General features: G+C 67.0%; 23 protein-coding genes. 10 read left to right on the top strand and 13 right to left on the bottom strand.

What is annotated here, in order from left to right; all coding sequences use genetic code 11:
• Positions 1 to 87 precede the first annotated feature (87 nt).
• The 3 genes from AC5RTY_RS14480 to AC5RTY_RS14470 form a co-directional block, all read right to left on the bottom strand.
• On the bottom strand, positions 88 to 516 hold the full coding sequence (locus AC5RTY_RS14480) for a hypothetical protein (RefSeq protein WP_494014448.1): 429 nt from the start codon (positions 514 to 516) through the stop codon (positions 88 to 90).
• Between the two features lie 182 nt (positions 517 to 698).
• On the bottom strand, positions 699 to 1,115 hold the full coding sequence (locus tag AC5RTY_RS14475) for a hypothetical protein (RefSeq protein ID WP_494139752.1): 417 nt from the start codon (positions 1,113 to 1,115) through the stop codon (positions 699 to 701).
• Between the two features lie 58 nt (positions 1,116 to 1,173).
• Positions 1,174 to 2,343, bottom strand: a complete 1,170-nt coding sequence (locus AC5RTY_RS14470; RefSeq protein ID WP_494139751.1) for a glycosyltransferase family 4 protein — start codon at positions 2,341 to 2,343, stop codon at positions 1,174 to 1,176.
• Positions 2,344 to 2,444: 101 nt separating this feature from the next.
• Here AC5RTY_RS14470 and AC5RTY_RS14465 point away from each other — a divergent pair, with 101 nt between their 5' ends.
• Positions 2,445 to 3,191 carry a sulfite exporter TauE/SafE family protein gene (locus tag AC5RTY_RS14465; protein ID WP_494139884.1) on the top strand — a complete coding sequence of 249 codons (747 nt, stop codon included), beginning with the start codon at positions 2,445 to 2,447 and terminating at the stop codon, positions 3,189 to 3,191.
• Between the two features lie 109 nt (positions 3,192 to 3,300).
• Positions 3,301 to 3,429: a hypothetical protein gene (locus AC5RTY_RS14460; RefSeq protein WP_493978854.1), complete on the top strand. Its 129-nt coding sequence runs from the start codon at positions 3,301 to 3,303 to the stop codon at positions 3,427 to 3,429.
• Between the two features lie 316 nt (positions 3,430 to 3,745).
• Here the strand turns inward: AC5RTY_RS14460 and AC5RTY_RS14455 are convergent, their stop codons facing one another.
• Positions 3,746 to 4,327 carry a dihydrofolate reductase family protein gene (locus AC5RTY_RS14455; protein ID WP_494139883.1) on the bottom strand — a complete coding sequence of 194 codons (582 nt, stop codon included), beginning with the start codon at positions 4,325 to 4,327 and terminating at the stop codon, positions 3,746 to 3,748.
• A 216-nt stretch (positions 4,328 to 4,543) separates the two neighbouring features.
• Here AC5RTY_RS14455 and AC5RTY_RS14450 point away from each other — a divergent pair, with 216 nt between their 5' ends.
• Positions 4,544 to 5,845: a cell division protein PerM gene (locus AC5RTY_RS14450; RefSeq protein ID WP_494001538.1), complete on the top strand. Its 1,302-nt coding sequence runs from the start codon at positions 4,544 to 4,546 to the stop codon at positions 5,843 to 5,845.
• Position 5,846: 1 nt separating this feature from the next.
• On the opposite strand, the gene AC5RTY_RS14445 is transcribed toward AC5RTY_RS14450, so the two are convergent.
• The gene (locus tag AC5RTY_RS14445) at positions 5,847 to 6,257 is read right to left on the bottom strand and encodes a hypothetical protein (protein WP_494001537.1); all 411 of its coding nucleotides are present in this window, start codon (positions 6,255 to 6,257) and stop codon (positions 5,847 to 5,849) included.
• Between the two features lie 41 nt (positions 6,258 to 6,298).
• Here AC5RTY_RS14445 and purN point away from each other — a divergent pair, with 41 nt between their 5' ends.
• From purN to AC5RTY_RS14425, 4 genes are all read left to right on the top strand, one after another.
• Entirely contained in the window at positions 6,299 to 6,856 is a 558-nt protein-coding gene (gene purN / locus AC5RTY_RS14440; protein ID WP_494014443.1) for a phosphoribosylglycinamide formyltransferase, read from the top strand.
• Positions 6,857 to 7,066: 210 nt separating this feature from the next.
• Positions 7,067 to 7,726 carry a DUF6318 family protein gene (locus AC5RTY_RS14435; RefSeq protein ID WP_494139750.1) on the top strand — a complete coding sequence of 220 codons (660 nt, stop codon included), beginning with the start codon at positions 7,067 to 7,069 and terminating at the stop codon, positions 7,724 to 7,726.
• 515 nt (positions 7,727 to 8,241) lie between these two features.
• Positions 8,242 to 8,616 (top strand): hypothetical protein, encoded by a 375-nt coding sequence (locus tag AC5RTY_RS14430; protein ID WP_494139749.1) that lies wholly within the window; start codon positions 8,242 to 8,244, stop codon positions 8,614 to 8,616.
• 164 nt (positions 8,617 to 8,780) lie between these two features.
• A complete protein-coding gene (locus tag AC5RTY_RS14425) occupies positions 8,781 to 9,359 on the top strand; it encodes a DUF6318 family protein (RefSeq protein ID WP_494139748.1) in 579 nt (192 codons plus the stop codon).
• Positions 9,360 to 9,447: 88 nt separating this feature from the next.
• Here the strand turns inward: AC5RTY_RS14425 and AC5RTY_RS14420 are convergent, their stop codons facing one another.
• Positions 9,448 to 10,800 (bottom strand): MFS transporter, encoded by a 1,353-nt coding sequence (locus tag AC5RTY_RS14420; RefSeq protein ID WP_494139747.1) that lies wholly within the window; start codon positions 10,798 to 10,800, stop codon positions 9,448 to 9,450.
• A 143-nt stretch (positions 10,801 to 10,943) separates the two neighbouring features.
• Between AC5RTY_RS14420 and AC5RTY_RS14415 the strand changes: the two genes are divergently transcribed.
• Complete coding sequence (locus tag AC5RTY_RS14415) at positions 10,944 to 11,321, top strand: hypothetical protein (RefSeq protein ID WP_494139746.1); 378 nt, start codon at positions 10,944 to 10,946, stop codon at positions 11,319 to 11,321.
• Positions 11,322 to 11,424: 103 nt separating this feature from the next.
• On the opposite strand, the gene AC5RTY_RS14410 is transcribed toward AC5RTY_RS14415, so the two are convergent.
• From AC5RTY_RS14410 to AC5RTY_RS14380, 7 genes are all read right to left on the bottom strand, one after another.
• Entirely contained in the window at positions 11,425 to 12,258 is an 834-nt protein-coding gene (locus tag AC5RTY_RS14410) for a ComEA family DNA-binding protein (RefSeq protein WP_494139745.1), read from the bottom strand.
• Positions 12,258 to 13,079 carry a ComEA family DNA-binding protein gene (locus tag AC5RTY_RS14405; protein ID WP_494139744.1) on the bottom strand — a complete coding sequence of 274 codons (822 nt, stop codon included), beginning with the start codon at positions 13,077 to 13,079 and terminating at the stop codon, positions 12,258 to 12,260. The genes AC5RTY_RS14410 and AC5RTY_RS14405 overlap by 1 nt, the downstream gene beginning before the upstream one ends.
• On the bottom strand, positions 13,066 to 13,548 hold the full coding sequence (locus tag AC5RTY_RS14400) for a hypothetical protein (RefSeq protein ID WP_494139743.1): 483 nt from the start codon (positions 13,546 to 13,548) through the stop codon (positions 13,066 to 13,068). The genes AC5RTY_RS14405 and AC5RTY_RS14400 overlap by 14 nt, the downstream gene beginning before the upstream one ends.
• Complete coding sequence (locus AC5RTY_RS14395) at positions 13,545 to 14,354, bottom strand: 4Fe-4S single cluster domain-containing protein (protein WP_494139742.1); 810 nt, start codon at positions 14,352 to 14,354, stop codon at positions 13,545 to 13,547. Before AC5RTY_RS14395 ends, AC5RTY_RS14400 begins: the two co-directional genes overlap by 4 nt.
• The gene (locus AC5RTY_RS14390; protein WP_494001527.1) at positions 14,335 to 14,547 is read right to left on the bottom strand and encodes a DUF2997 domain-containing protein; all 213 of its coding nucleotides are present in this window, start codon (positions 14,545 to 14,547) and stop codon (positions 14,335 to 14,337) included. The genes AC5RTY_RS14395 and AC5RTY_RS14390 overlap by 20 nt, the downstream gene beginning before the upstream one ends.
• A gap of 29 nt (positions 14,548 to 14,576) precedes the next feature.
• A complete protein-coding gene (locus AC5RTY_RS14385) occupies positions 14,577 to 16,223 on the bottom strand; it encodes an AAA family ATPase (RefSeq protein ID WP_494139741.1) in 1,647 nt (548 codons plus the stop codon).
• Between the two features lie 94 nt (positions 16,224 to 16,317).
• A complete protein-coding gene (locus tag AC5RTY_RS14380; protein ID WP_494139740.1) occupies positions 16,318 to 17,124 on the bottom strand; it encodes a hypothetical protein in 807 nt (268 codons plus the stop codon).
• Between the two features lie 131 nt (positions 17,125 to 17,255).
• Between AC5RTY_RS14380 and purH the strand changes: the two genes are divergently transcribed.
• Both purH and AC5RTY_RS14370 read left to right on the top strand, forming a co-directional pair.
• The gene (gene purH / locus AC5RTY_RS14375; RefSeq protein WP_494139739.1) at positions 17,256 to 18,932 is read left to right on the top strand and encodes a bifunctional phosphoribosylaminoimidazolecarboxamide formyltransferase/IMP cyclohydrolase; all 1,677 of its coding nucleotides are present in this window, start codon (positions 17,256 to 17,258) and stop codon (positions 18,930 to 18,932) included.
• 368 nt (positions 18,933 to 19,300) lie between these two features.
• A complete protein-coding gene (locus AC5RTY_RS14370; RefSeq protein WP_494023602.1) occupies positions 19,301 to 21,529 on the top strand; it encodes an NADP-dependent isocitrate dehydrogenase in 2,229 nt (742 codons plus the stop codon).
• Positions 21,530 to 21,558 lie beyond the last annotated feature (29 nt).

Genomic DNA, 21,558 nt, shown 5'->3' with positions numbered 1-21,558 from the left:
ACCGGCGTCCGGCACCTGCCGCTGGCGCTGGGGACGGGGAGGACGACGCCGGAGGGGACGCTCCGCCGTCGTCCTGCGCCGCGGAAGTTACAGGGTGGTTAGGACCTTCGGCTTCTTGTCCTTGGTGTCCAGGATCAGCGCCAGCGCGATGCCGAGCAGCCAGACGTCCTTAGCCACGGGGGTGCCCTCTGAGCTGGGGCGGACGCCGCCTTCGGTGGTCATGTGGGGGGTGTTGAAGTACATGGCCAGCAGCGAACCGGAGAATGCGGCCAGCCCCAGGCCGGCCAGCCGGCTGGGCACGAACGGCAGCAGCAGGGCCGCGCCGAGGGCGGTCTCGCCGTACGCGAGCAGCTTGCCGAACTTCTCGGGTTCCATTTCCTTTAACTGGGGGATCGCGCGGCTGCCCATTTCCTGCATCGCCGCGGCACTGTCTCGGTCCAGGTTCCGCTTGCCCAGACCGGAGTTGAGGATGAACGCGCCGGTGGAAAGGCGCAGGGGAATATGGCTCAGTTTCATCGGGACTGTCCTTCTCCGGTAGGTGGCTGTCATGTTCGAGCCTACGGTCCCGCCGCAGTGTCCGCTAGGGCCCGACGCAGGGTCCGCCAAGGCGGGAGCGGGGGCTCTTGGAGGGAAGCTTGCCGGGCACGGTTCTCGCGGCCCGCACCGGCTTCCGCGCCGTTCTCCCTGGCCGGCGCTGCCTACTTCTTGGCGGCCCGGACCACGCGGGCCAGGGCCCGCCCGGTGATCCAAGCCAGGGGGATCAGCACGGTGAACAACGCAACCGTGTTTGGCCGGAACGTGGCGGGTCCGGTGCCGTTGCCGATGTAGGCGCCGAGCGGAACGGCCATCCCGCCGCCGCCTCCGCCGGCAGCTCCCCCGGAGTCGCCGCCGCCGAATCCGTACTGGACCATGGCCACGGGCACCACGGTGTCGCCGCCCACCTGCAGCGGTTCGCCGTAGGTCCGGGCGACACCCAGGGACTTGAACTGCTCGGCCAGCCGCTCCGGCACGGACTGCCCGGCCGAGGCGCGCTGCTCCTGTCCGGCCGGCCCGGGCTGCTCCTGTCGCAGAGAGGAGCCACTGTCGGGCGGGACGGAACCGGTTTCTGTTGGCATGGCCACATCCTAGTCGAGGCAGGGAGGGCGTCCACCGGTCCGGTCCGGGCTGAAGCTTTCACCCGGTGAGAAAGCCGAGCACGCCGCGGGCTTCGAGGTTAAGGGCGCGGCGCTTGACCCGGGTGGCCAGCCGGTAATGGTCCACCAGCTGCTCGCAGAGCACCGGCCAGGTGCGGCCCTGCACCGAGTCGAAGGCGGCCCTGCCCAGCGCGCGGCGCTTGGTGTCGTCGCCCACCAAATCCTGGACGTACCCGCGCAGTTGGTCCAGCCTCCCGGGCTCGTAGATCCAGCCGGTCCGCGAGGGATCGACCAGGTCCACCGGGCCGCCGCGACCCACAGCGACGACGGGCACGCCGCTGGCCATGGCCTCCTGGATGGTTTGGCAGAACGTTTCGGATTCGCCGGGGTGGACAAAGAGGTCGAAGGAAGCCACATGCCGGGCCAGGTCTTCGCCGCCCTGGAAACCGGCGAAGTGGGCGCCGGGCAGCCTCTCCTGCAGCTCCTCCTTCAGCGGACCCGAGCCGACCACCACCAGCCGCGTGCCGGGTAGGTCGGCCAGCACGGCCAGGTCCTCCACCTGCTTTTCCGCCGCCAGGCGGCCCACATAGCCGATGATCCGTTCGCCGCGCGGCGCCACGGACGCCCGCCAGCCGGCGTCGTGCTTATCCGGATGGAAACGGCTGGTGTCCACGCCGCGGCGCCACAGGTGGACGCGGATGCCGCGGCCGCGCAACTGCTCTATGGCGAACGACGACGGCGCCAGGGTCAGGGTGGAGGCCTTGTGAATGTTCTCCACCCGCTGCCACAGCAGCTCCTGCAGCCAGGGCGCGCCGTAGCGGGCCGCGTAGGCGGGCACCTCGGTCTGGTAGACGGAGACCGTGGGCAGGCCGAGTTGCTGGGCGGCCTGCACCCCACGCCAGCCCAGGATGAAGGGCGACGCCACGTGGACCACGTCCGGACCGAAGTCCGCCAGCACGCGGCGGATGCGTGACACGGTTCCGGCCGCCACCCGCACGTTGGGATAACCGCGCAGCGGGATGGACGGCAGGCGGTGGACCGGGTAGCCCTCCACCGTGGCCGGGGCGGTGTCCTCCAGCCAGGACGACGCCGGTGCGATCACCAGGACGTCGTCGCCGCGGCGGCGCAGGTGGGCGATCACCTGCAACAGCGACTGGGTGACCCCGTTCATGTGCGGAAGGAACGATTCGGCAACGATGGCTATCCTCACGCCGCCCAGCCTGCCCGCGGCCGGCGACCGGCAGGCAAGCACGTGTGATCGTGTCGGTGAACGGCGGCCTAACTTCACTCTGGGAGGGTGGTCGGGTGACCATGGGACTCCTGGCGCTGATCACCGGCGCAATCTTCTTCGGTTCGGTGGCCCAGCGCATCGCGGGCATCGGGTTCGCGCTGCTGGTGGCGCCGATCCTGGCGATCCTGCTCGGGCCGCACGAGGGCATCATGATGATCAACATTTGCGCCGTCGTCTCCTGCGGGCTGATCGTGCCCCGGGTCTGGCAGGAGATTGACTGGAACCTGCTGCTGTGGTTGTCCGTCCCGGCCGCCGCCGGCACGGTTTTCGGTTCCTGGCTTGCGGTGCAGGTCACGCCTGCTGTGCTCTCCGCCGTGGTGGGCGGGGTGGTGATGGCGGGGCTGGCCGTGGCGGTGGTGTTGGGCCGTGCCGAAGTCACCGTTTCCGGGCAGCTGCCCAAGGTGCTCGCGGGTTTCGGCTCCGGGCTGACCAACGCGCTCGCCGGCGTGGGTGGCCCCACCGTCAGCGCGTACGCCATTCTGTCCCACTGGCCGCCGCGCCGGTTCGCTGCGACGCTGCAGCCATTCTTCCTGCAGCTGTGCATCATCACCGTGGGCGCGAAGCTGGCGGTGGACCCGGGCAGCGTGCCGCAGTTGGACTGGTGGATGTGGGCGGTGATTGTGCTTTCGATCATCATGGGCATCGTTGCCGGCGAACGGCTCGGACGGCGGCTGCGGGACGAGCACGCCAGGACCGCAGTAGTCGTGCTTGCCTTTCTGGGAGCTGCGGGTGCATTGGCCAAGGGGCTGGCGGACTTGATGGCCTGAATCCGGGCCTTTTCCGGTATTCCGGGGAGCAGGAATAGGGGGCTGGCTTTATTTCCCAAAGCGGGTATGGTCTTTAGCAAGACATCCCGCTTGAGAAAGAGGAGCACGAATGTCAGGTAAAACGCCGTCACGCGAGAGTGCCAAGAAACAAGGCAGAAGCATCAAAGAAAAGCGTGCCGAAAAGCGCGAAAAGGCGGTCCTGGAGAACGAAACCGTTCCCAAGCGGCGCAAGCGCTAACACACCGGTAACCTACACCGTCCCTCAAATCGACAGCCCTTGCGGTGCTGCGGTCTAGAGGCGTACGGAATGCCGATGCCGAAAGAATCGTTGAAACACGGTTCTTGCAGACTGGCGGAGCCACGGAAAGAGTCCGCGGAATTTGGTTTCCTGCGTTGAATTTTCGTTGAGTAAATATCCGCCTGCGGGGCGGCCGGATTGATGCCAATGTCATCCGGCCGCCCATTCTATTGTCCAGCCCGGCTCAAAGCAGTATTGGTTGCCGGGCCAACGGCGCACACCGCAGTGGACTTCTTCTTCGCCTACTTCGGTTCTGTCAACGGCGTACCCGATAGCGCACGTGAAGCACCCGATTGCCCTGAATCACTACGTCGGGATCCTCCAGCAGGTGCTGTGCGTGGACCGACCCGAAGTAGCGCTTGCCGGACCCGAACACGACGGGTACGACGTCCATGCGTACCTCGTCGATCAAGCCCGCGGCAAGCATCTGGCCACCGACGTCACCAGCGGCGACCTCGACGATGCGGTCACCCGCAAGGTCTTGCGCCTTGGCCATGGCTGCCTCGACGCCGTCGACGAAGTGAAACGGCGCCTCGGGGTCCCAGCCCTCGGGCTGCGGCCGGTGCGTCACGACGACCACGTGGTCGACCCCGCTCGGAGGCTTCCCGTCCCAGCCGTCCGTCAGGTCGAAGACGTGGCGGCCGACCAGTGTCACCCCGATCTGGTCCCAGTACGGCCGCGTGTAGTCGTAGGACGTCTGCGACACCTTTAACTCGCCACTCTCGTCCAACGGGACGTCGCCGTTGGACAACCAGTCGAACAGCGGTCCGGGCTGGTCATCCTCGTCCGCGACGAAGCCATCCACCGACACCGAGCTGTACATGACCACCTTGCCCACGGGGCTCTCCTCTGCTTCGGGGTGCCCCACACTAGCGTCTCGTGAGCTGGTGCTCCAGCAACAAGCGCGGGAAACTGCAGCGACTCGAACCCGCTGCCAAAGCCCAGCCCGGCACCCGCTGCGTCGGCAGGGTCCGCTCGAGCGCGCCGTGTGCCAATTGCCACGGCACCGAGTCGCTGAACGGACAGGGGCAGCCGGGCTGGCACGATAGAAGCAATGAAACTCACGTCGCGACCGGAAGGCCAGGCCGGACTGCCGATGCCCCTGTGGCTGCAGGGTGTCTTCGAGTTCTTTCAGTGCGCCCTGCTCTCGGCCATCCTGGTGCTGCTGCCGCTGGTAGGTGTGTGGTTCGCGGACGGCTTCGACGACCGCAGCTTCGATTCGCTGGCGCGGCTCGGAGGCCAGGCATGGCTGCTGATCCACGGCGTCCCGCTGGAGCTGGCCATCCAGACCGGCTCCAGTTCGGCGGAAACCCTGCGCGGCACGTTATCTCTGGTGCCGCTGGGACTCATGCTCGTTCCGTTCTTCCTCTCCTGGCGCGCCGGACGGCGCCTGGCGAGGGCCTCGTACACCGACCAACTGTGGCAGGCGCTGGGCGGCGCGCTGGGAACGTACGCGGCGGCGGGGGCCGCAACCGCCTACATGGTGCGCACCGACGAAGTGGATATTTCCACTGTGGCCGGCGCGCTCATCCCGCTGCTGCCCGCCGGTGCCGGGCTGATCGTCGGCGCGTACCGGGAGGCTGGATCGTGGGGGCGCTTGATCGGCGTGGATGCCGCAGCCTGGGTCGCCCGCACCAGCCAGCACTCACGCTGGGCGGGATCTTACGTTTGGGCGGCGGTCCGCGCGGGGCTGCTGGCGGTGACGGCCGCGGTGTCACTCTCGGCTTTGCTGCTCGCCGTGGATCTCGGCCTGCACTGGGCCGAAATCGTTGAGATTTACGAACAGCTCGGCGCGGGCATTATCGGCGGCGCAGTGCTCACGGTGGCGCAGCTTGGGCTGGTCCCGAACCTCGTGGTGTGGACGCTGGCATGGTCCTCGGGGGCCGGCTTTGCTATCGGCTCGGGCAGTTCAATCGGTCCGCTGGCCACCACGGTGGGCCCGATGCCCGCGTTCCCGGTGCTGGGGGCGCTGCCGACGGGGGAGCTGTCCTATGGCCTCGCGGCCCTGGCTTTGCCCGTGCTTGCGGGTGTGCTGGCCGGATGGTGGTTCCTGCGCGAGGGCGAGAACCATTTCGACGAGTGGCTCTCCATCAAGATCCAAGCCCGCTGGTTCACCGCATCCGGCTCCACCGTGGTCCTGGGCCTGTTCGTCGGTGCTGTCGCCGGGGCCGCGACCGCCGGGTTGGTGTGGCTGTCCAACGGTTCGCTGGGGATCGGACGGTTGACGGAGATCGGACCCGATCCGATCTCGACCGCCCTCTGGGTGGCGGGCGAAGTCGCCGTCGGCACGATGCTCGGCTACGCGGTGGCCCCTTGGCTGGAACGCGAGCCGGCCAAATCCCGCAGCCGGAAGTAACCTACGGCCTCAGCAGATCGTTCAGGTTCAGCAGCTCGTCTTCATAGGCGGCCAGGCATTCTTCGCGGGCTGACTGCGTAACGGCCATCTGGTTGCAGGCCTCGAACTCGGCCGTCAGCGGCCAGAAAAGCACTTGCGCCAGCGTGGTCAGCAGGAAGAAGCCGCCAGCACCGACACCCAGCACATAGGTAAGCCGGAGCGATCCCGGCAGGCCGGCGCGCACCGCTTTGACGAGTCCGATCACGGCCACCACAATGCTGGCCACGGCAAGCGCGGGAGCCACGGCCTTCCAGGGGAGCGGGAGCGCCGTCGCCAGGAACGTGGAAGCCAGTAGCAGCAGCAGCACACGGATGAAAAGCCCCGCCGACTTGGTCTGTTCCTCGGTCGGCGCCGGGCGCGTGTTCTGCAACATGGGTTTAAGCCTAGGCGAGAGGGACGCATAAAGTTGCTTCCATGCGCATTGTGGTCCTCGTTTCCGGCTCCGGCACCAATCTTCAGGCCGTCATCGACGCTATCGGCGACGGTCGCCTGAACGCCGAGATCGTGGCCGTGGGCAGCGACGTGCCCGGCTGCCGCGGCCTGGAACGTGCCGCCGCTGCGGGCATTGAGACGTTCAGCGTGGCTCCCGGAGACTTCGCCGCCCGGCCGGAATGGAACCGGGCGTTGGAAGAAGCTACCGCCGCCTTCCAACCGGACGTGGTGCTGCTGGCAGGGTTCATGCGCATCCTCGACGCCGTATTTGTTGCCCGCTTCGAGGGGCGGCTGCTCAATACCCATCCGGCGCTGTTGCCCTCGTTCCCCGGCGCCCACGGCGTGCGCGATGCCCTTGCCCACGGGGTCAAGATCACCGGCGTGACAGTGCATCTGGTCGATTCCGGGGTCGATACGGGACCCATTCTCGCCCAGGCCGCGGTGCCGGTGCTCGACGACGACACTGAAGAATCCCTCCACGAACGGATCAAGGTTGAGGAACGCCAACTTCTGGTGCAAACCCTCGCCAACTTCGCCTAGCCTCGGCTCAACAACGACGTCGGTGTCTCGTCGGGGTGCTCCGGCTCGCTTCTCCTTCCCAACACCGAGAATAGGGAGAGTGTTGTCAAGGGACGGCTGACGTTTCGACGTGCTGCAGACCAAACCTGTGGAAAACCTCCGCATCCGCGGAGGCGTCTGGCTAGACTGGCACGCACCTAGCGTCTAGCCGACCAGCACCGGGGGGTCTGAGTGAGCGAGCAGCTACCACTCTCAGCAGGAACGCGCGCTGCCCGTGTCCTTGCCCCGCTCCTCGCAGCGGCTGCCCTCGCCCTATCGGGCTGCACCGGCTCTGCCGGGGCCGAGCCCTCCGCTCCGTCCGCTACTTCTACTCCAGCCAGTCAGACTCCGCCGCCGGTTCCAACCCCGTCAGCCGCGCCGACCTACAAACCTGCAACCGAGGAAGGGCCCGCGGAAAATGTCCCGGTGCCGGAACTGCCGGAAGCCGCCACAGAAAAGACTGCCCAAGGATTAACAGCATTCTCGGCTTACTGGCTGGAAACAATGACCTACGCGTATACGACGGGTGATTTGGGTCCAATGAAGGCCATCAGCGGTGACGGCTGCACTGCCTGTAAAAATGCCACGAGGGGCATTTCCAAGATATACGACGAGGGTGGATGGGTTGTTGGCGGTGCCCTGACTCCGGCAACAGCACAAACGAACTTCAAGCCCACCGCAGATGGCGAATATCAGATTTTGTTTCAGCATGCCCAAGACGCGATCGACGTATACCGCTCTGACGGTACGAGCGAACTCGACGGAGAACCTGTTGAATCCTCCGTGCTCATAATGATTGCAATTTACGAAGATGGGCGTTGGGTGGCAAAAACCGTAGAGAAAATTGGCTGAGCGCCATGGGGAGAGTCGAGCGAATTCTTAGTGCAGCTGTTTTATGTTCGTCTCTGACGTTAGTTTCAGCGCCGTCCGTGGCGAATCGTATCGACGACATCTATCTAGATGACTATGCTACTGCGGAATCCTGGCTACAGGATCCTGAAACCGGAATGTGGCACCGAGCCTTCAACGCCTTGCCAACTGACCCGAATGGATATCGCTTCGAGCCGCTTTGTTTGGAGGATAAGAGCCACCAAACCGCCCCTTGCTTGGAGCAGCGAGACCGATGCACGGACGGGGAAGGTCCACGGTTGGTGCAGTGGTATACAGGCCTAACAGGAACTAACCGTTCCAGTTGGATGCCTCTCGGTAATCCTGCATGTATCTATTCAGAGGATCCTGTCGATGTTCTCGAAGAAATCGCCTCGCGTATCCAGCATCAGTTTGAGCAACGGCCGGTGATAGCTGGAGAGGTCTTACTTCAGCCGAATGAGCACACACTGAGGGGAGCCCACACAAATATCTATGCCGTGGCCGATGAGCAGTTCTTCGAACTGAGTATGCTCGGACAAGCAGTCGTTATCAGGGTTGAGCCCGTTGGCTATGCATGGACTTACGGGGACGGGGGTCGCTTTGGCCCCATTACAGATCCAGGTGGACCTGTGCCAGTGGAGCGTTGGGGCGAGCAGACAGCGACGAGCCACATCTACCAACAAACGGGAGACTTTCAGATCCGTCTGACTACTACTTTCAGGGGTTATTACTCTGTGAATGGGGGCCAAGAGATCCCGATTCCCAACACTGCCGATTTCGAATCAGCTCCTGTTGACCTCAGCGTCTGGCGTTCAGTGGTCAATAACTACGCAGATAATTGCCTTGAGAATCCCGAGGGGGCGGGCTGTTAGCGCGGAGCCAATTGCGTGTTGTGATATGCAGCACTTGAAGCACTTTTTTCATAATATCCGGCCTACCCGCGGATAGGGTATGTGACGGTGCTGACGCCACCGAGACGAGCGGCAGTCGGCCCTCGCATACCGTTATTCCAGGGGAGAGCATGAAGAAGTTGATGATGTCCGGCGCCGTGATGGCCGTGGCGGCGATTACGCTTGTCGGCTGTGGCAGCGAGGCCGGTGCCGACAAGCCAGCCGACAGCAACAAACCGGTAGCAGCTACCACCGAAGCGCCGGCGCAGAATGTGCGGACTCCGGAGAAGAACGACCGGATGGCCGAGGATTCGCCCGAAGGCCTGGCTTCCTTCACGTACTACTACTTTGACGCCAAGAATTACGCGGTCCAGACCGGTGACGCAGATCTGATGCGTGAGGTTGCCGCGGATTGCACAGGCTGCATGGCAGAAGCTGACGCCCTCGAGGCTGTTTACGCGGACGGCGGCTGGATTGCCGGCGGCCAGCCGAAAGCACTGAACGTTGTGGCGTTGGATAAGGCCAAGGACGACGAGGGCAACCTGAGCGCAGTCGTTCCGTTCATGGAAGATGCCCGCACCACCCTGGACAAGGACGGTCAGACCGTCGAGACCAAGGAATGGGATTCGGACGGCACCACTCTGACGGTGACTGCCAACTACGCCGACGGCGCGTGGTCGATGGTGTCGGTCGAAGAGACGCCGGACGCCGAGATCCCGGAGTAAACCCCGGTCGGATCCTAGCCACGTGCGCCCTTCCGCCTGATGCGGAAGGGCGCACTGCCGTCTGCGGGGCGGGGCGGGGGCGTTGCAATTAGAGAAGTTCGGCGCCCTTGGTCTCGGGGGAGAAACGCACCATCCACAACACTGCGAGCAGCACCAGCACTCCGGCGATGGCGAATGACCAGGCCAGCCCGAGGTAGGGCCACATGACCGAGGCGAAGATGAGTGGGCCGAAGCCCGCGCCGACGCGGGAGAACGTCGATGCCCAGCCGAAGCCCGACCCGCGCAGCTCCGTAGGGTAGAGCTCGGAGACGTAGGTGTAGAGCACGGGGATGGCAATCTGCACGATCATGCCGTAGGCCAGCAGCAGAGCCACCACCGCCGGGGGGACATCGATGAGAAGCGCGACGACGACCAGCGTCAGTGCGGACAACGGCCCGGTGATGGCGAGGATCCACTTCCGCCCGGTCTTCTCGACGAAGTAGGCGGCGATGATGACGCCGACCAGGCCCACGGCGGCCATGCCCGCCGTGGTCAGGAAGGCCCGCGCCGCGGCGAACCCGGCGTCGATGAGGATGATCGGCATCCATGTCAGGGCAAGGTAGTAGACCAGCAGGATGCTGAAGAACAAGGCCCACGCCGCAGTCGTAATTTTCCAGTTGAATTTCCAGACCGCGCGGAACTGCGCCAGGACGTTGACGGCCGACAGGCGCGGCGCTTCGCTCGGTTCAGGCAGCCGCCATTCGCGGACGGTTGCGCCGGTTCGCTCGATCATACTGTTGATGACCTGCTCGGCCTCCGCCGTTCGGCCCCGGCTGACCAGATAGAGCGGGGATTCGGGCACGGCCCGGCGGACCCAGAAGACCAGCAGCGCCGGCAGCACCATGATCAGCATGGTGAAGCGCCAATCGGCCACGGTGGCCATGATGAGGGCCGAGACGACGCCGCAGAGCGCGGCCCCGACCGGCCACCACCCGTCCATGGCAGTGAGGACCCGCCCGCGAAGGCGCCGCGGCGTGAATTCGCCGACCAGCGCATAGTCCACGGGGACACAACCGCCCAGTCCGAAGCCCGCAATGAACCGGAAAACGCAGAACCAGACGAGGTCCGGGGCGAACGCTCCGAGGACCGTGAAGAGCGAGAAGACCAGCAGCGTGGCAGTGAACGCCGTCTTACGGCCGATGATGTCGGCAATCGATCCCCAGATGAAGGCGCCCAGGGCCATGCCGATGAGGTTCGCGGTGCCGATCCACGCGGCCTGGGCCGGAACGAGGTCCCAGTGGTCAGACAGCAGCGGGATCAGGACGCCGTTGAGCGTGACGTCCCACGCGTCGAACATGAAGCCAAGGCCGCCAAGCAGGAAGATCTTGCCCTGCACCCGCCAGCGCCAAGGGAGTTCCTGCACGATTTGGTCGCCGGTGGGCAGGTGAGCGGTCTGCGTCATTCGTGGCCTTCCAGGGAGTAGCTATGGATACTTTAGTCGCGGGCGGCAGATGAGAACGCTCTCATGGAGTTCTCCCGAACGTCTCACATTCGGCGTGCATTGTTGATTCATCAGCACCTCACCACACGATGAAAGGCAGCAACATGAACAAGCGCACTCTGTGGATCGCAACCGGAACCCTTGGCATCATGGCAATCGGTGCCGGTGCCGCCGTCGCGGACTCCGGGTTCGGAAGCCAGGATCTGGGCCCGGGCATCGTCCAGGCGCCGGAAGCACCGGCTGTTGCCCCTGTCGTGAGCAGCAGCGTGTCCCCGGCTGCGGTGAATTTGGACCGACAGGATGTGAAGACAGCGGCCTCCGCCGCTACGGCTGAGAGCCCGGCCAGCCCGGTCTCGGCACAGAGCGCGCCGTCGCCGGTCTCGGCGCAGTCACCCGCCAGCCCGGTCTCGGCCCAGAGCGCGCCCTCGCCGGTCTCGGCGCAGTCCGCGGTTTCGGCCCCGAGCGCGCAGAGTGCTGACTAACGGAGCGCCAAATGCTGCCGGGGTCCCGGAGGTTGCCCGAGCACTGGCGCCTTGGTCCGTGTCGGACGTGCCAAGCGGTACCCGGGCCTGCCCAGGTACCGCGTCAGTAATCCACTACGCGTCCGAACGACGGCGGTGCCTGCGGCAGGTGCCGGCAGGCGATGCGGCCGCGCAGCCGCTGGAAGATGTGCGGTGGCAGGTCCAGGGCGGCGGCGAAGTCCTGTTCAGAGGTGAACCCGCCGCGCTTTTCCCTGACCTGGACGGCCTTCTTGGCAAGCGCACGCGAGAATCCGGGCAGCGTTTCGAGCTCGCGGGCGGTGGCCGCATTAACATCTACTGGTTTGAATGCGGCATCGGCCGTCGCCCGTGAGGCAGCCGCCGGAGCTGCAGCCTGCCGGCCAAGTGGCCCAGGCAAACCTGGCGCGTCCGGCCGCGCCGAACGGGATTCCCCGCCAGTGCCGGCTCCGGGTGCCGGGGCGCCGTCGCGGGAACCGGCACGGCTACGGTGCTCGGACCTGGGGCTGCCCGAGCCGGACCGGTTGCGAGACCGCCCGCGGGAGTTCAGCTGGCTGCCGGAGCGCGCCCGTGTTGTTGACCCCGTGGTGCGGGAAGGACGGGCCGCGCCGCGGTCGCGGTCCCATTTGAAGCGCAGGTACTCGGGATTGATGGCCAGGGCGAAGCTGCTGCCGGCCAGCCAGCATGCCAGGAGCAGCCACGTGGCGATTTCTTCCTGCACGCCGGTGCCGTCGACCAAGGCAATGGCCACGGCGGTGAGGGTGAGGTGGACCAGGCCGAGGATCCACCACAGCGGCCGCCCCGCCCGCGAACCGACCACCAGCAAGGCAGCTCCGCCCAGGAACCCGAAGGTTCCCAAGGGGACCAGCAGCCAGAGGCTCTGGCGCAGATTCCACATCAGGCTCGGTTGGGCCGAAGACATCAGTAATCCACCGACCTTCCAAACGGCACCGGTTTGGCCGGCGGGAGCTTGCAGACCACCAACCGGTTCAGCCGTGCCAGCTCTGGTTCCCGCACCTCCAAGGCGTCGGCGAAGTCCGCCACGGTGCGGAAGGGCCCACGCTCCTGGCGCAACCGCACAACCTTGCGCGCCTTGTGCCTGCTGATCCCTGGCAGCTTCTGCAGGGCCGCCGCCGGTGCCGAGTTCACGTCCACGGGCTCGGCCGGCAGCGCAGAAGACGCGCCTGCTCCCGATCTGCCGGATTCGGCGTAGTAGCTTGCCGCGTCGAGCCCGGGGTCGTTGAGGAGATCGGCCGCGGCCCCCGCGGGGGCCGGAGCAGTCCCTGCGAGCGGAGCGGCGGGACGGGGACGACGGCGGAACATGGCAGCGGCGGTGGGCATCGCCGTCGTGCTGTCCATGCCGGTGCCCGCTGGAGTCCGGCGGACGAGGGCACTCCACGTGCTGCCGGAGGAGCGGGACGCCTGGTTCCAGCGGTTGCGCAGCCAGGCCTGATTGATGCCCAGCGCATGCAGTGAGCTGATGGCCCAGAGCAGGAGCCTGGCCGTCGGGCCGGCCTCTTCGTTCATGAACAGCGAAACCAGCAGTGCCACCAGGTAGAGGCCGCCGGCGGACAGCCAGGCGGCGCGGCGCGCCAGCAGGCCGATGATCACGAAGCCGGCCCAGCCCAAGACCCCGAGGCCGAGCAGTGGCAGCAGCAGCCACAGGCTGGCGACGCCCAGCCAGGGAATGGGCGGTGTTCCGGTCCGGCCCGCGAGGGCGGCGGGAGAGTCAGCGGCGGACATTCAGGACCATGGTGACGCTCTGGTCTTCCTCGACCCTCTCCGATGCGAGCTCCAGGCCGGCGGTGTGCGCGCGTTCCCGCAGCTTCTGCAGCACCGCCTGCTGGACTTGGCGCGCGTACGCGGCGTCGATCGCCTGGACGATCTCGGCCGCGCGCCGCCGGTCGACGTCTTCACCGCTGAAGTGGACCTGCCAAATGCCGTCGGCGTCGCGTTCGAAGACCGCCGTCACGTCTGCCCAGTCCGCCTCGAGGGAGGCCTCGGTGACACGGGAAACCTTCGCCTGCGTATCTTCAAGGGCAGCCTGCAGCAGGTTCAGGTCCCGCATCCGGGTTTGCACCTGGATTTGGGGCACGGCAGCAATCTCCGGCACCGCGTCCGCGGTGCGGCTCTTGGCCCTGCCCTCGAGGGCGGCATTGACCGTGGCGACGGCGGCGATGGCCGCGGGGATCAGCAGAACGGAAACGCTCATGGGGTTTCTCCTGGTTCGGCGCCGGCCGGAACCGGGCGGGGCATGGTGGCGGGGGCGAGCGGGCTGTGGCGGGCGGTCGGGCGGTCGGCCCGGGCGCCCAGATCCGTCAGCAGGGCGTCCAATTGTTCGTCGGTGGCCCAGCCGTTCAGGCCGACGGTGCCGTCGGCCGCGACCCGGATCTCGATCCGGTCGGGCTGTGCCTGAATGTCTTCCAGCAGGTTACGGTAGCGGCCGGTCAGCGCGGTCAGGCCCTGGTTGGTTGAACCGATCCAGGGCCGGTGCAGTTCCGGCCGGTCCCTCAGGTACGGTCCGTCCGCGAGCAGGTCGGTGGCAGCGAGCAGCCCGGCAATGTCTTCGCGGTCCGCGGCCCAGCGCCGCAGGTCACGGTGCAGGTAGCCGGTGAACGTCATCACGGACAGGCCGGCGGCCTGGAAAGCGCGCGCGACGACGGCGCTGGCCGCCGCCTGTTCGAAGGGTTCGCCGCCCAGCAGGGTCAGGCCTTCGGCGCCCGCCGCCACCGCTTGGTCGACGAGATCGGCGGCGAATTGCCGGGTCGGGACGAGCTCTGCCCCGTGGGCGGCCCACAGGTGGGGGTTGAAGCAGCCGGGACACCGGATGGAGCAGCCTTGCAGCCAGAGCGCGGCCCGCCGGCCCGGTCCCTCGGCCTCGGTGGCGGCGAGGAACCGCGCGTGCCGGATGACGCCGGCGTCGGACGGCACCGGGGCGCAGCCGTTGTTGATGGGGAGCTCCCGGACCGGGACGCGCGGCTGCCCGGGCACGCCGGGGCTATCGGTCTGCGGACTCATTGCGGACGTAGTCGCTGGTAGTGACGGCGGTGCGGTGATAGTCCTCGGTGTAGGAGCTGGACACGCTCTCGGCCTCCAGCAGATCCTCCAAAACCGTGATGTAGTCCAGGCACTCGGCGCCGAAGATGTTGCGGGTCTCGGCCGATACCGCGCCGTCTGGCCTAACCGTGACGATCAGTTGTTGCTGGTCCATCGCTCTTCCTCCGAGGGGTCGGGTGTTGTCTAAAAGTCCACGGTGCGGCCGCCGCGTACCGGCTGCCCGGAGGCTGCTGCGGGCAGGCCACCGGCAGGTGGCGCCGCGTCGATCGGCTGTCGAATGTCCGCGTCCAGATCCTCGCTGCCGGTGGCACCGACGGCACGCAAGGCAGCCCACTGCCGGATGGCACCCACTTCCTCGGCCTGCGTGATGGCCAACGGAATCATGTTGGCGACGGCCCGCTGCAGGTCGTCCGGGCGGACCGGGCGGTCTTCGGCATAGGCATCGAAGAGCGCGGCGACGACCGCCTGTTCGATTTCCGCACCGGAATAGTTTTCCGAGGCATCGGCGAGGAGCCCGACGGCGGCCGGATCGTTGGCGACGGCGTGCAGTTGGTTGGCGGCGGTTCCCTTGCCGGCCATCTGGATCTGCCAAATCACCCGGCGTTCGGCGTCACTGGGCAGATCGACGAAGAAAATTTCGTCGAACCTGCCCTTGCGCATGAACTCCGGGGGCAGCCGGTCGATGTTGTTGGCGGTGGCGACCACAAAAACCGGATGGCGCTTTTCCTGCATCCAGGTCAGGAACGAGGCGAACACGCGGGCGGAGGTTCCGGAATCCCCCTCGCCGCTGGTGCCGGAGAAACCCTTTTCGATCTCATCGATCCACAGGATCGCCGGCGAGATGGCTTCGGCGGTGGCGATGGCGTTGCGCATGTTCTGTTCGCTGGAGCCGACCAGGCCGGAAAAGACCCGGCCGATGTCCATCCGCAGCAACGGCAGCCCCCAGGCCGACGCCATCGCCTTGGCCGTTAGGGACTTGCCGCAGCCGGGCACGCCGGTGATCAGCACGCCCTTGGGCGCGGGCAGGCCGAAGTCGGCAGCGGCATCCAGCCAGGATCCCTTTCGCTTGGCCAGCCACCGCTTGAGGTTGTTCAGCCCGCCGACCTCGTCCAGGCTGATGTTCACGTCTACGTAGTCCAGCAGCCCGGACTTGCGGATGGTCTGGCGCTTCTCGTCCAGCACCACGTGCACGTCGTGCGCGGTCAGCTCGCCGTCGTCGACCATCGCCCGCGCGAAGGCGTTCTCGGCTTCGGCCATGGTCAGGCCCAGGGCCGCCTGCACCATGTTCTCCTGGTCGGCTTCACCCAGGCTGACCTTGATCCGTCCGCCGTCGGAATTCTGGCTGATCATGTGCGCCAGCATGGCCTTGATTTCGTCATGACTGGGCAGCGGAAAGTCGACCAACGTGACGGCCTTGTCCAGTTCGGGCGGAATGCGCAGCACCGGGGCGACGATGATCAGCACCCGACCGGTGGTGCCCTGCCGGAAGGCGGCAGAGACCTCGCGGACCTTCCGGACCACCTCGGGGTCCGCCGGGCGCTGGTCGGTGCCGAAGTAGGCGTGCAGGTCGAAGAAGATGAAGACGCCCGGATCGTGCGCGCCGAGCACCCGGTCCAGGGCACGCGCCGGGGCCGTGGTGTTGGACTGCTGGCCGTCGCTGGGGGAGAGGAGCCCGCTGCTGGCGTTCCACGTCCAGACGGGGCGCGGGGTGCGCAGCGCGGCGGCGCACTTGAGCACTTCGGCGTGCACGCGTGCTTCTTCATGGCTTTCGACATACAGCACGGGGATGCGGGCCTTGAACGCTTGGTCAAGCGTTTCAGCAAAAGACATGGGTCTCTCCCCTTAAGGAACGGATCGGGATCTGGCTCTACTTTAGGCACAGTTGCAGGGACTGGGCGCTTTGGCCGCGGGTTTGGCGCAGTTCTCAGCGCCCGATGTCCAGGCTCCAGCTGCCCTCGCTGGTGTCCACCAGGAAATACGTCACCGGGTACGGCTGCCAGGAGAACCGTGTGGTGCTGGTGCCGATCTTGTTGACCACCAGGTTTCGACGCGATTCCTGCCAGGTGTAGACGGCGATGTTGGCGTCACCGGTGTAGGTGAATTCGGCCAGTACCTCATCGCCCTCGTAGCGCACCAGGGCAGGGCCGGAGCCGGCGACCCTACCGTCTTTCGGTACGGCGTAAGCGACCGGGCGGACCTCCAGGCGCCAGTCGCCGTCCGCCTCGACATGCAGTGAAAATTCATGCCGCGCGGTGGCCAGGAGACCGGCCGAGGGTTCGTCCCGGTCGCCGGAGTTGTAGAGGAAGTGGACCGGCCAGTCGGGGTTCTCCGGGTCGTCCACGGCTACGCTGGCATCCACGCCGCTGTCGATGACGATCTCGAACGGACCGTCGTAACCGGCCGGCCGCTGGTAGCCGAGGACCGCGTTGCCGGATCCTGCATAGCTGCCGGGGCCGCCGGCTTCTGCCACGGTTCCCTCCCCGGCCGCCGCCGACGCCGTGCCGGTCGCTTCCCCGGCGCCGGGCGCGGGATCCGGGGCGTTCCCTGCCGCCGGTTCGGCCGCCGGACCGGGGTCGGCGCCCGTGGCGGCCGCGGCGGTGAAAAGGTGCGGCAGCAGGCGGGGGACCGCGAAGCCGAGCGCGCCGCACAGAATCAGGAGACCCAGCAGCCAGACCACGAGCGAAAAGCGACCGATCCGCAGTGCCGCGTCCTCAGTCATCGGTGCCGACATGTTGTGCTGTTCTCCTTTGCGTGTCCCCATGAGGTTACCCACACCGCGGATCCGCTTCACACTCGGTGCCCGGCAGAAGCCCGACGCTAGACTTGGAGCATCCCCGAAGCCATCCTTCCTTGGAGATTTGTGTGAGCCTGAAGCAGCTTGACCGTGTTCCCATCCGCCGCGCGTTGATCTCGGTGTACGACAAGACCGGGCTGGAGGAGCTGGCGGAAGGCCTGCACAGCGCCGGGGTCGGCATCGTTTCCACCGGCTCGACGGCCAAGAAGATCGCCGCCGCAGGCATCCCGGTCACCGAGGTTTCCGAAATCACCGGCTTCCCCGAGTGCCTGGACGGCCGGGTCAAGACGCTGCACCCGCGCGTTCACGCCGGCATCCTGGCCGACCGCCGCCTCGATGACCATGTCCGGCAGCTCACCGACCTCGAGATCGAGCCCTTCGACCTCGTGGTGGTCAACCTCTACCCGTTCGTGCAAACGGTGCGTTCCGGCGCCAGCCAGGACGAGGTCGTGGAGCAGATCGACATCGGCGGCCCTTCGATGGTGCGGGCCGCGGCGAAGAATCATCCGTCCGTGGCGGTCGTGGTGGATCCCGCCGCGTACGCGGACGTGGTGAAGGCGGCGAGTTCCGGCGGATTCGACCTGAAGACCCGCCGCCGGCTGGCGTCGTTGGCCTTCGCCCACACCGCCGCTTATGACACCGCCGTGGCCAAGTGGACCGCCGAGCAGTTCGGCGACGACGCCGAGGCCGTCGAGGCGGCGCCGGCGTTCCCGCCGTACGCCGGCCTGGCACTGGAGCGCTCGGAGTCGCTGCGCTACGGCGAGAACCCGCACCAGGCCGCCGCGCTGTATGCGGAGACCGGCGCCGAGCCGGGCATCGCGCAGGCCGAACAGTTGCACGGCAAGGCGATGAGCTTCAACAACTACGTCGACGCCGACGCCGCCGTGCGCGCGGCCTTTGACTTCGCCGAGCCGGCCGTCGCGGTGGTCAAGCACGCCAACCCCTGCGGCATCGCCGTCGCGTCCCCGGGCGCCGCCGATCCCATTGCGGATGCGCATGCGAAGGCCCACGCGACCGACCCCGTGTCCGCATTCGGCGGCGTCATCGCCGCAAACCGAACGGTGACCGCCGGCATGGCCAATACCGTCAAGGACATCTTCACCGAGGTGGTTGTCGCCCCGGGCTTCGAGCCGGAGGCCGTCGAGATCCTGTCGAAGAAGAAGAACATCCGGCTGCTGGTCCTGCCGGACGGCTTTGCCCGGGACACGGTCGAGTACAAGCAGGTCTCCGGCGGCATGCTGCTGCAGGCCTCCGACCGGATCGACGCCGACGGCGACGACCCTGCCAACTGGACGCTGGCCGCCGGCGAGGCCGCCGACGAGGCGACCTTGGCGGATCTGGCCTTCGCCTGGCGCGCTGTCCGGGCCGCGAAGTCCAACGCCATCCTGGTCGCGGCCAACCGCGCCGCGGTGGGCATCGGCATGGGCCAGGTCAACCGGCTGGATTCCTGCCGCCTGGCCGTCGAGCGGGCCAATACGCTCGGCGTGGCGGTCGACGGCGGGGCCGACACTGCCGGGGGAGCGGCCAATGTGCAGGGCTCCGGGGCGCCCGAGCGCGCCCGCGGTGCCGTGGCGGCATCGGACGCGTTCTTCCCGTTCGCCGACGGCTTGCAGATCCTCCTCGATGCCGGCATCCGTGCCGTAGTGCAGCCCGGCGGTTCGGTCCGGGACGAAGAAGTGGTGGCAGCGGCCGACGCCGCCGGCATCACCATGTACTTCACCGGGGCACGCCACTTCTTCCACTGACCGGTCCCCCCCGCTGGGCAGCGGGGCCTCGTCAACGGGCGAAAATCCTTGCCGGCAGGGTGCCGGGGCGCAGGTTCAAGGGAACCTGCGTGCCCGGCACCGGCCGCCAGGCGTCGCGCCCCTCGGGAGTCGGTGCACCGCCGTCGTGCCGGGCGCCAGGTGTCGCGCCCCTCGGGAGGCGGTGCACCGCCGTCGTGCCGGGCCGGCACCGGTCCGGACACGTGTGACTTCTGCGGCACGACGGCTTCCCGACGGCCTCGCGGTCTGCGGTGTGCGCGTCTCCAACCGGCGCCCGGCCGCCCTCCTCGGGTAAATTGGAGGAGTTGAGTAACCAAAGAGACCCACTTTTGCAGGGAGACGCCTCACCCATGGCCAAGATTATCTATACCCACACCGACGAAGCGCCGATGCTGGCCACCTATTCGTTCTTGCCGATCGTTGAGGCCTACGCCTCCACGGCTGGTGTGGAAGTGGAGACCCGCGACATCTCGCTCGCCGGCCGTATCATCGCCGTCTTCGGCGACTACCTCACCCCCGAGCAGCGGATCGGCGACGCCCTGGCCGAACTGGGCGAACTGGCTAAGCAGCCGGAAGCCAATATCATCAAGCTGCCGAACATCAGCGCCTCCGTGCCGCAGCTGAAGGCTGCCATCAAGGAGCTGCAGGGCCACGGCTACGCGCTGCCCGACTACCCGGACGATCCGTCCTCCGACGAGGAGAAGGACATCCGCGCCCGCTATGACAAGATCAAGGGCTCGGCGGTCAACCCGGTGCTGCGCGAGGGCAACTCGGACCGCCGCGCGCCCCTGTCGGTGAAGAACTACGCGCGCCAGAACCCGCACAGCATGGGCGCCTGGACCGCCGACTCCAAGACGAACGTGGCCACCATGGGCGCCGATGACTTCCGCTCCAACGAGAAGTCGGTGGTCATGCCGGCCGACGACAAGATTAAGATCCAGCTGGTGGCCGAGGACGGTACCGTCACGGTCCTGAAGGACGCCTTCCCGGTGCTGGCCGGCGAGGTCATCGACGGCACGGTCATGCGCGCCGCCGCGCTGGACGAATTCCTGGCCGCCCAGGTGGCCCGCGCCAAGGAAGAAGGCGTGCTCTTCTCGGCGCACCTGAAGGCCACCATGATGAAGGTCTCCGACCCGATCATCTTCGGCCACGTGGTCAAGGCCTACTTCTCCGAGCTGTTCGCAGCCTACGGCGACAAGCTTGCCGCTGCCGGCCTGAGCCCGAACAACGGCTTGGCCGCCATCCTGAACGGGCTGGCGGCGCTGGACGCCGAGGACCGCAAGGGCGTCCAGGAACTGATCGACAAGGGCCTGGACGAGGGCCCGGCCATCGCCATGGTGGACTCCGACAAGGGCATCACCAACCTCCACGTTCCCTCGGACGTGATCGTGGACGCCTCGATGCCGGCCATGATCCGCACCTCCGGCCACATGTGGGGGCCGGACGGCCAGGAAGCCGACACGCTGGCAGTGCTGCCGGACAGCTCCTACGCCGGGATCTACCAGGTGGTTATCGACGACTGCCGCGCCAACGGTGCCTACGATCCGACCACCATGGGCACCGTCCCCAACGTCGGCCTGATGGCCCAGGCGGCGGAGGAATACGGCAGCCACGACAAGACGTTCGAGATCCAGACCGCCGGCACCGTGCAGGTAGTCGACGGGGCCGGCACCGTGCTCATCGAGCACCAGGTGTTCCCGAACGATATCTGGCGCGCCTGCCAGACCAAGGACCTGCCGATCCGCGACTGGGTGAAACTGGCCGTGACGCGCGCCCGCGCCAGCCAGACTCCTGCCGTGTTCTGGCTGGACGAAACCCGCGCCCACGACGCCAACCTGATCGCCAAGGTGAACGAGTACCTCAAGGACCACGACACCGACGGCCTGCAGATCGAGATCATGGCCCCGGAGAAGGCCACCGCCTTCACCCTGGAGCGTCTCCGCAAGGGCGAGGACACCATCTCGGTGACCGGCAACGTGCTGCGCGACTACCTCACGGACCTGTTCCCGATCCTGGAGCTCGGCACGAGCGCCAAGATGCTCTCGATCGTCCCGCTGATCAACGGCGGCGGCCTGTTCGAGACCGGTGCCGGCGGATCCGCTCCGAAGCACGTCCAGCAGCTGCTGGCCGAGAACCACCTGCGCTGGGATTCGCTCGGCGAGTTCCTGGCCCTGGCCGTGTCCTTCGAGCACCTGGCCACCTCCACGGGCAACGCCCGAGCGCAGATCCTGGCCGACACGCTGGACGCGGCCACGGGCACGTTCCTGCTGGAAAACAAGTCGCCCAAGCGCAAGGCCGGCGAGCTGGACAACCGGGGCAGCCACTTCTACCTGGCCCTGTACTGGGCGCAGGAACTGGCCAACCAGACCGCCGACGCCGAGCTGGCTGCGGCCTTCTCCGGCGTTGCCTCCGAGCTGGCCCAGAACGAAGGGGCCATCGTCGGCGAGCTCAACGCCGTGCAGGGATCCCCGGTGGACCTGGACGGCTACTACCGGCCGGATGCGGCCAAGGCCGCCGAGGTCATGCGCCCGTCGGCCACGCTGAACAGCATCGTGGCCACGCTGACCGAAAAGAAGTAGGCGGCGCCGGGCGCCCGTCCGGCAGCAGC

The organism is Arthrobacter sp. Y3224055, assembly GCF_059090825.1.
This window is presented reverse-complemented; position numbering and strand designations above follow the sequence as displayed.

What these genes read in the sequence shown, in the direction of transcription:
- AC5RTY_RS14480 (WP_494014448.1), bottom strand. Translation starts at nt 516, where the DNA reads ATGAAACTGAGCCATATTCCCCTGCGCCTTTCCACCGGCGCGTTCATC.
- AC5RTY_RS14475 (WP_494139752.1), bottom strand. Translation starts at nt 1,115, where the DNA reads ATGCCAACAGAAACCGGTTCCGTCCCGCCCGACAGTGGCTCCTCTCTG.
- AC5RTY_RS14465 (WP_494139884.1), top strand. Translation starts at nt 2,445, where the DNA reads ATGGGACTCCTGGCGCTGATCACCGGCGCAATCTTCTTCGGTTCGGTG.
- AC5RTY_RS14460 (WP_493978854.1), top strand. Translation starts at nt 3,301, where the DNA reads ATGTCAGGTAAAACGCCGTCACGCGAGAGTGCCAAGAAACAAGGCAGA.
- AC5RTY_RS14450 (WP_494001538.1), top strand. Translation starts at nt 4,544, where the DNA reads ATGAAACTCACGTCGCGACCGGAAGGCCAGGCCGGACTGCCGATGCCC.
- AC5RTY_RS14445 (WP_494001537.1), bottom strand. Translation starts at nt 6,257, where the DNA reads ATGTTGCAGAACACGCGCCCGGCGCCGACCGAGGAACAGACCAAGTCG.
- purN (WP_494014443.1), top strand. Translation starts at nt 6,299, where the DNA reads ATGCGCATTGTGGTCCTCGTTTCCGGCTCCGGCACCAATCTTCAGGCC.
- AC5RTY_RS14425 (WP_494139748.1), top strand. Translation starts at nt 8,781, where the DNA reads ATGTCCGGCGCCGTGATGGCCGTGGCGGCGATTACGCTTGTCGGCTGT.
- AC5RTY_RS14420 (WP_494139747.1), bottom strand. Translation starts at nt 10,800, where the DNA reads ATGACGCAGACCGCTCACCTGCCCACCGGCGACCAAATCGTGCAGGAA.
- AC5RTY_RS14415 (WP_494139746.1), top strand. Translation starts at nt 10,944, where the DNA reads ATGAACAAGCGCACTCTGTGGATCGCAACCGGAACCCTTGGCATCATG.
- AC5RTY_RS14410 (WP_494139745.1), bottom strand. Translation starts at nt 12,258, where the DNA reads ATGTCTTCGGCCCAACCGAGCCTGATGTGGAATCTGCGCCAGAGCCTC.
- AC5RTY_RS14405 (WP_494139744.1), bottom strand. Translation starts at nt 13,079, where the DNA reads ATGTCCGCCGCTGACTCTCCCGCCGCCCTCGCGGGCCGGACCGGAACA.
- AC5RTY_RS14400 (WP_494139743.1), bottom strand. Translation starts at nt 13,548, where the DNA reads ATGAGCGTTTCCGTTCTGCTGATCCCCGCGGCCATCGCCGCCGTCGCC.
- AC5RTY_RS14395 (WP_494139742.1), bottom strand. Translation starts at nt 14,354, where the DNA reads ATGAGTCCGCAGACCGATAGCCCCGGCGTGCCCGGGCAGCCGCGCGTC.
- AC5RTY_RS14390 (WP_494001527.1), bottom strand. Translation starts at nt 14,547, where the DNA reads ATGGACCAGCAACAACTGATCGTCACGGTTAGGCCAGACGGCGCGGTA.
- AC5RTY_RS14385 (WP_494139741.1), bottom strand. Translation starts at nt 16,223, where the DNA reads ATGTCTTTTGCTGAAACGCTTGACCAAGCGTTCAAGGCCCGCATCCCC.
- AC5RTY_RS14380 (WP_494139740.1), bottom strand. Translation starts at nt 17,124, where the DNA reads ATGTCGGCACCGATGACTGAGGACGCGGCACTGCGGATCGGTCGCTTT.
- AC5RTY_RS14370 (WP_494023602.1), top strand. Translation starts at nt 19,301, where the DNA reads ATGGCCAAGATTATCTATACCCACACCGACGAAGCGCCGATGCTGGCC.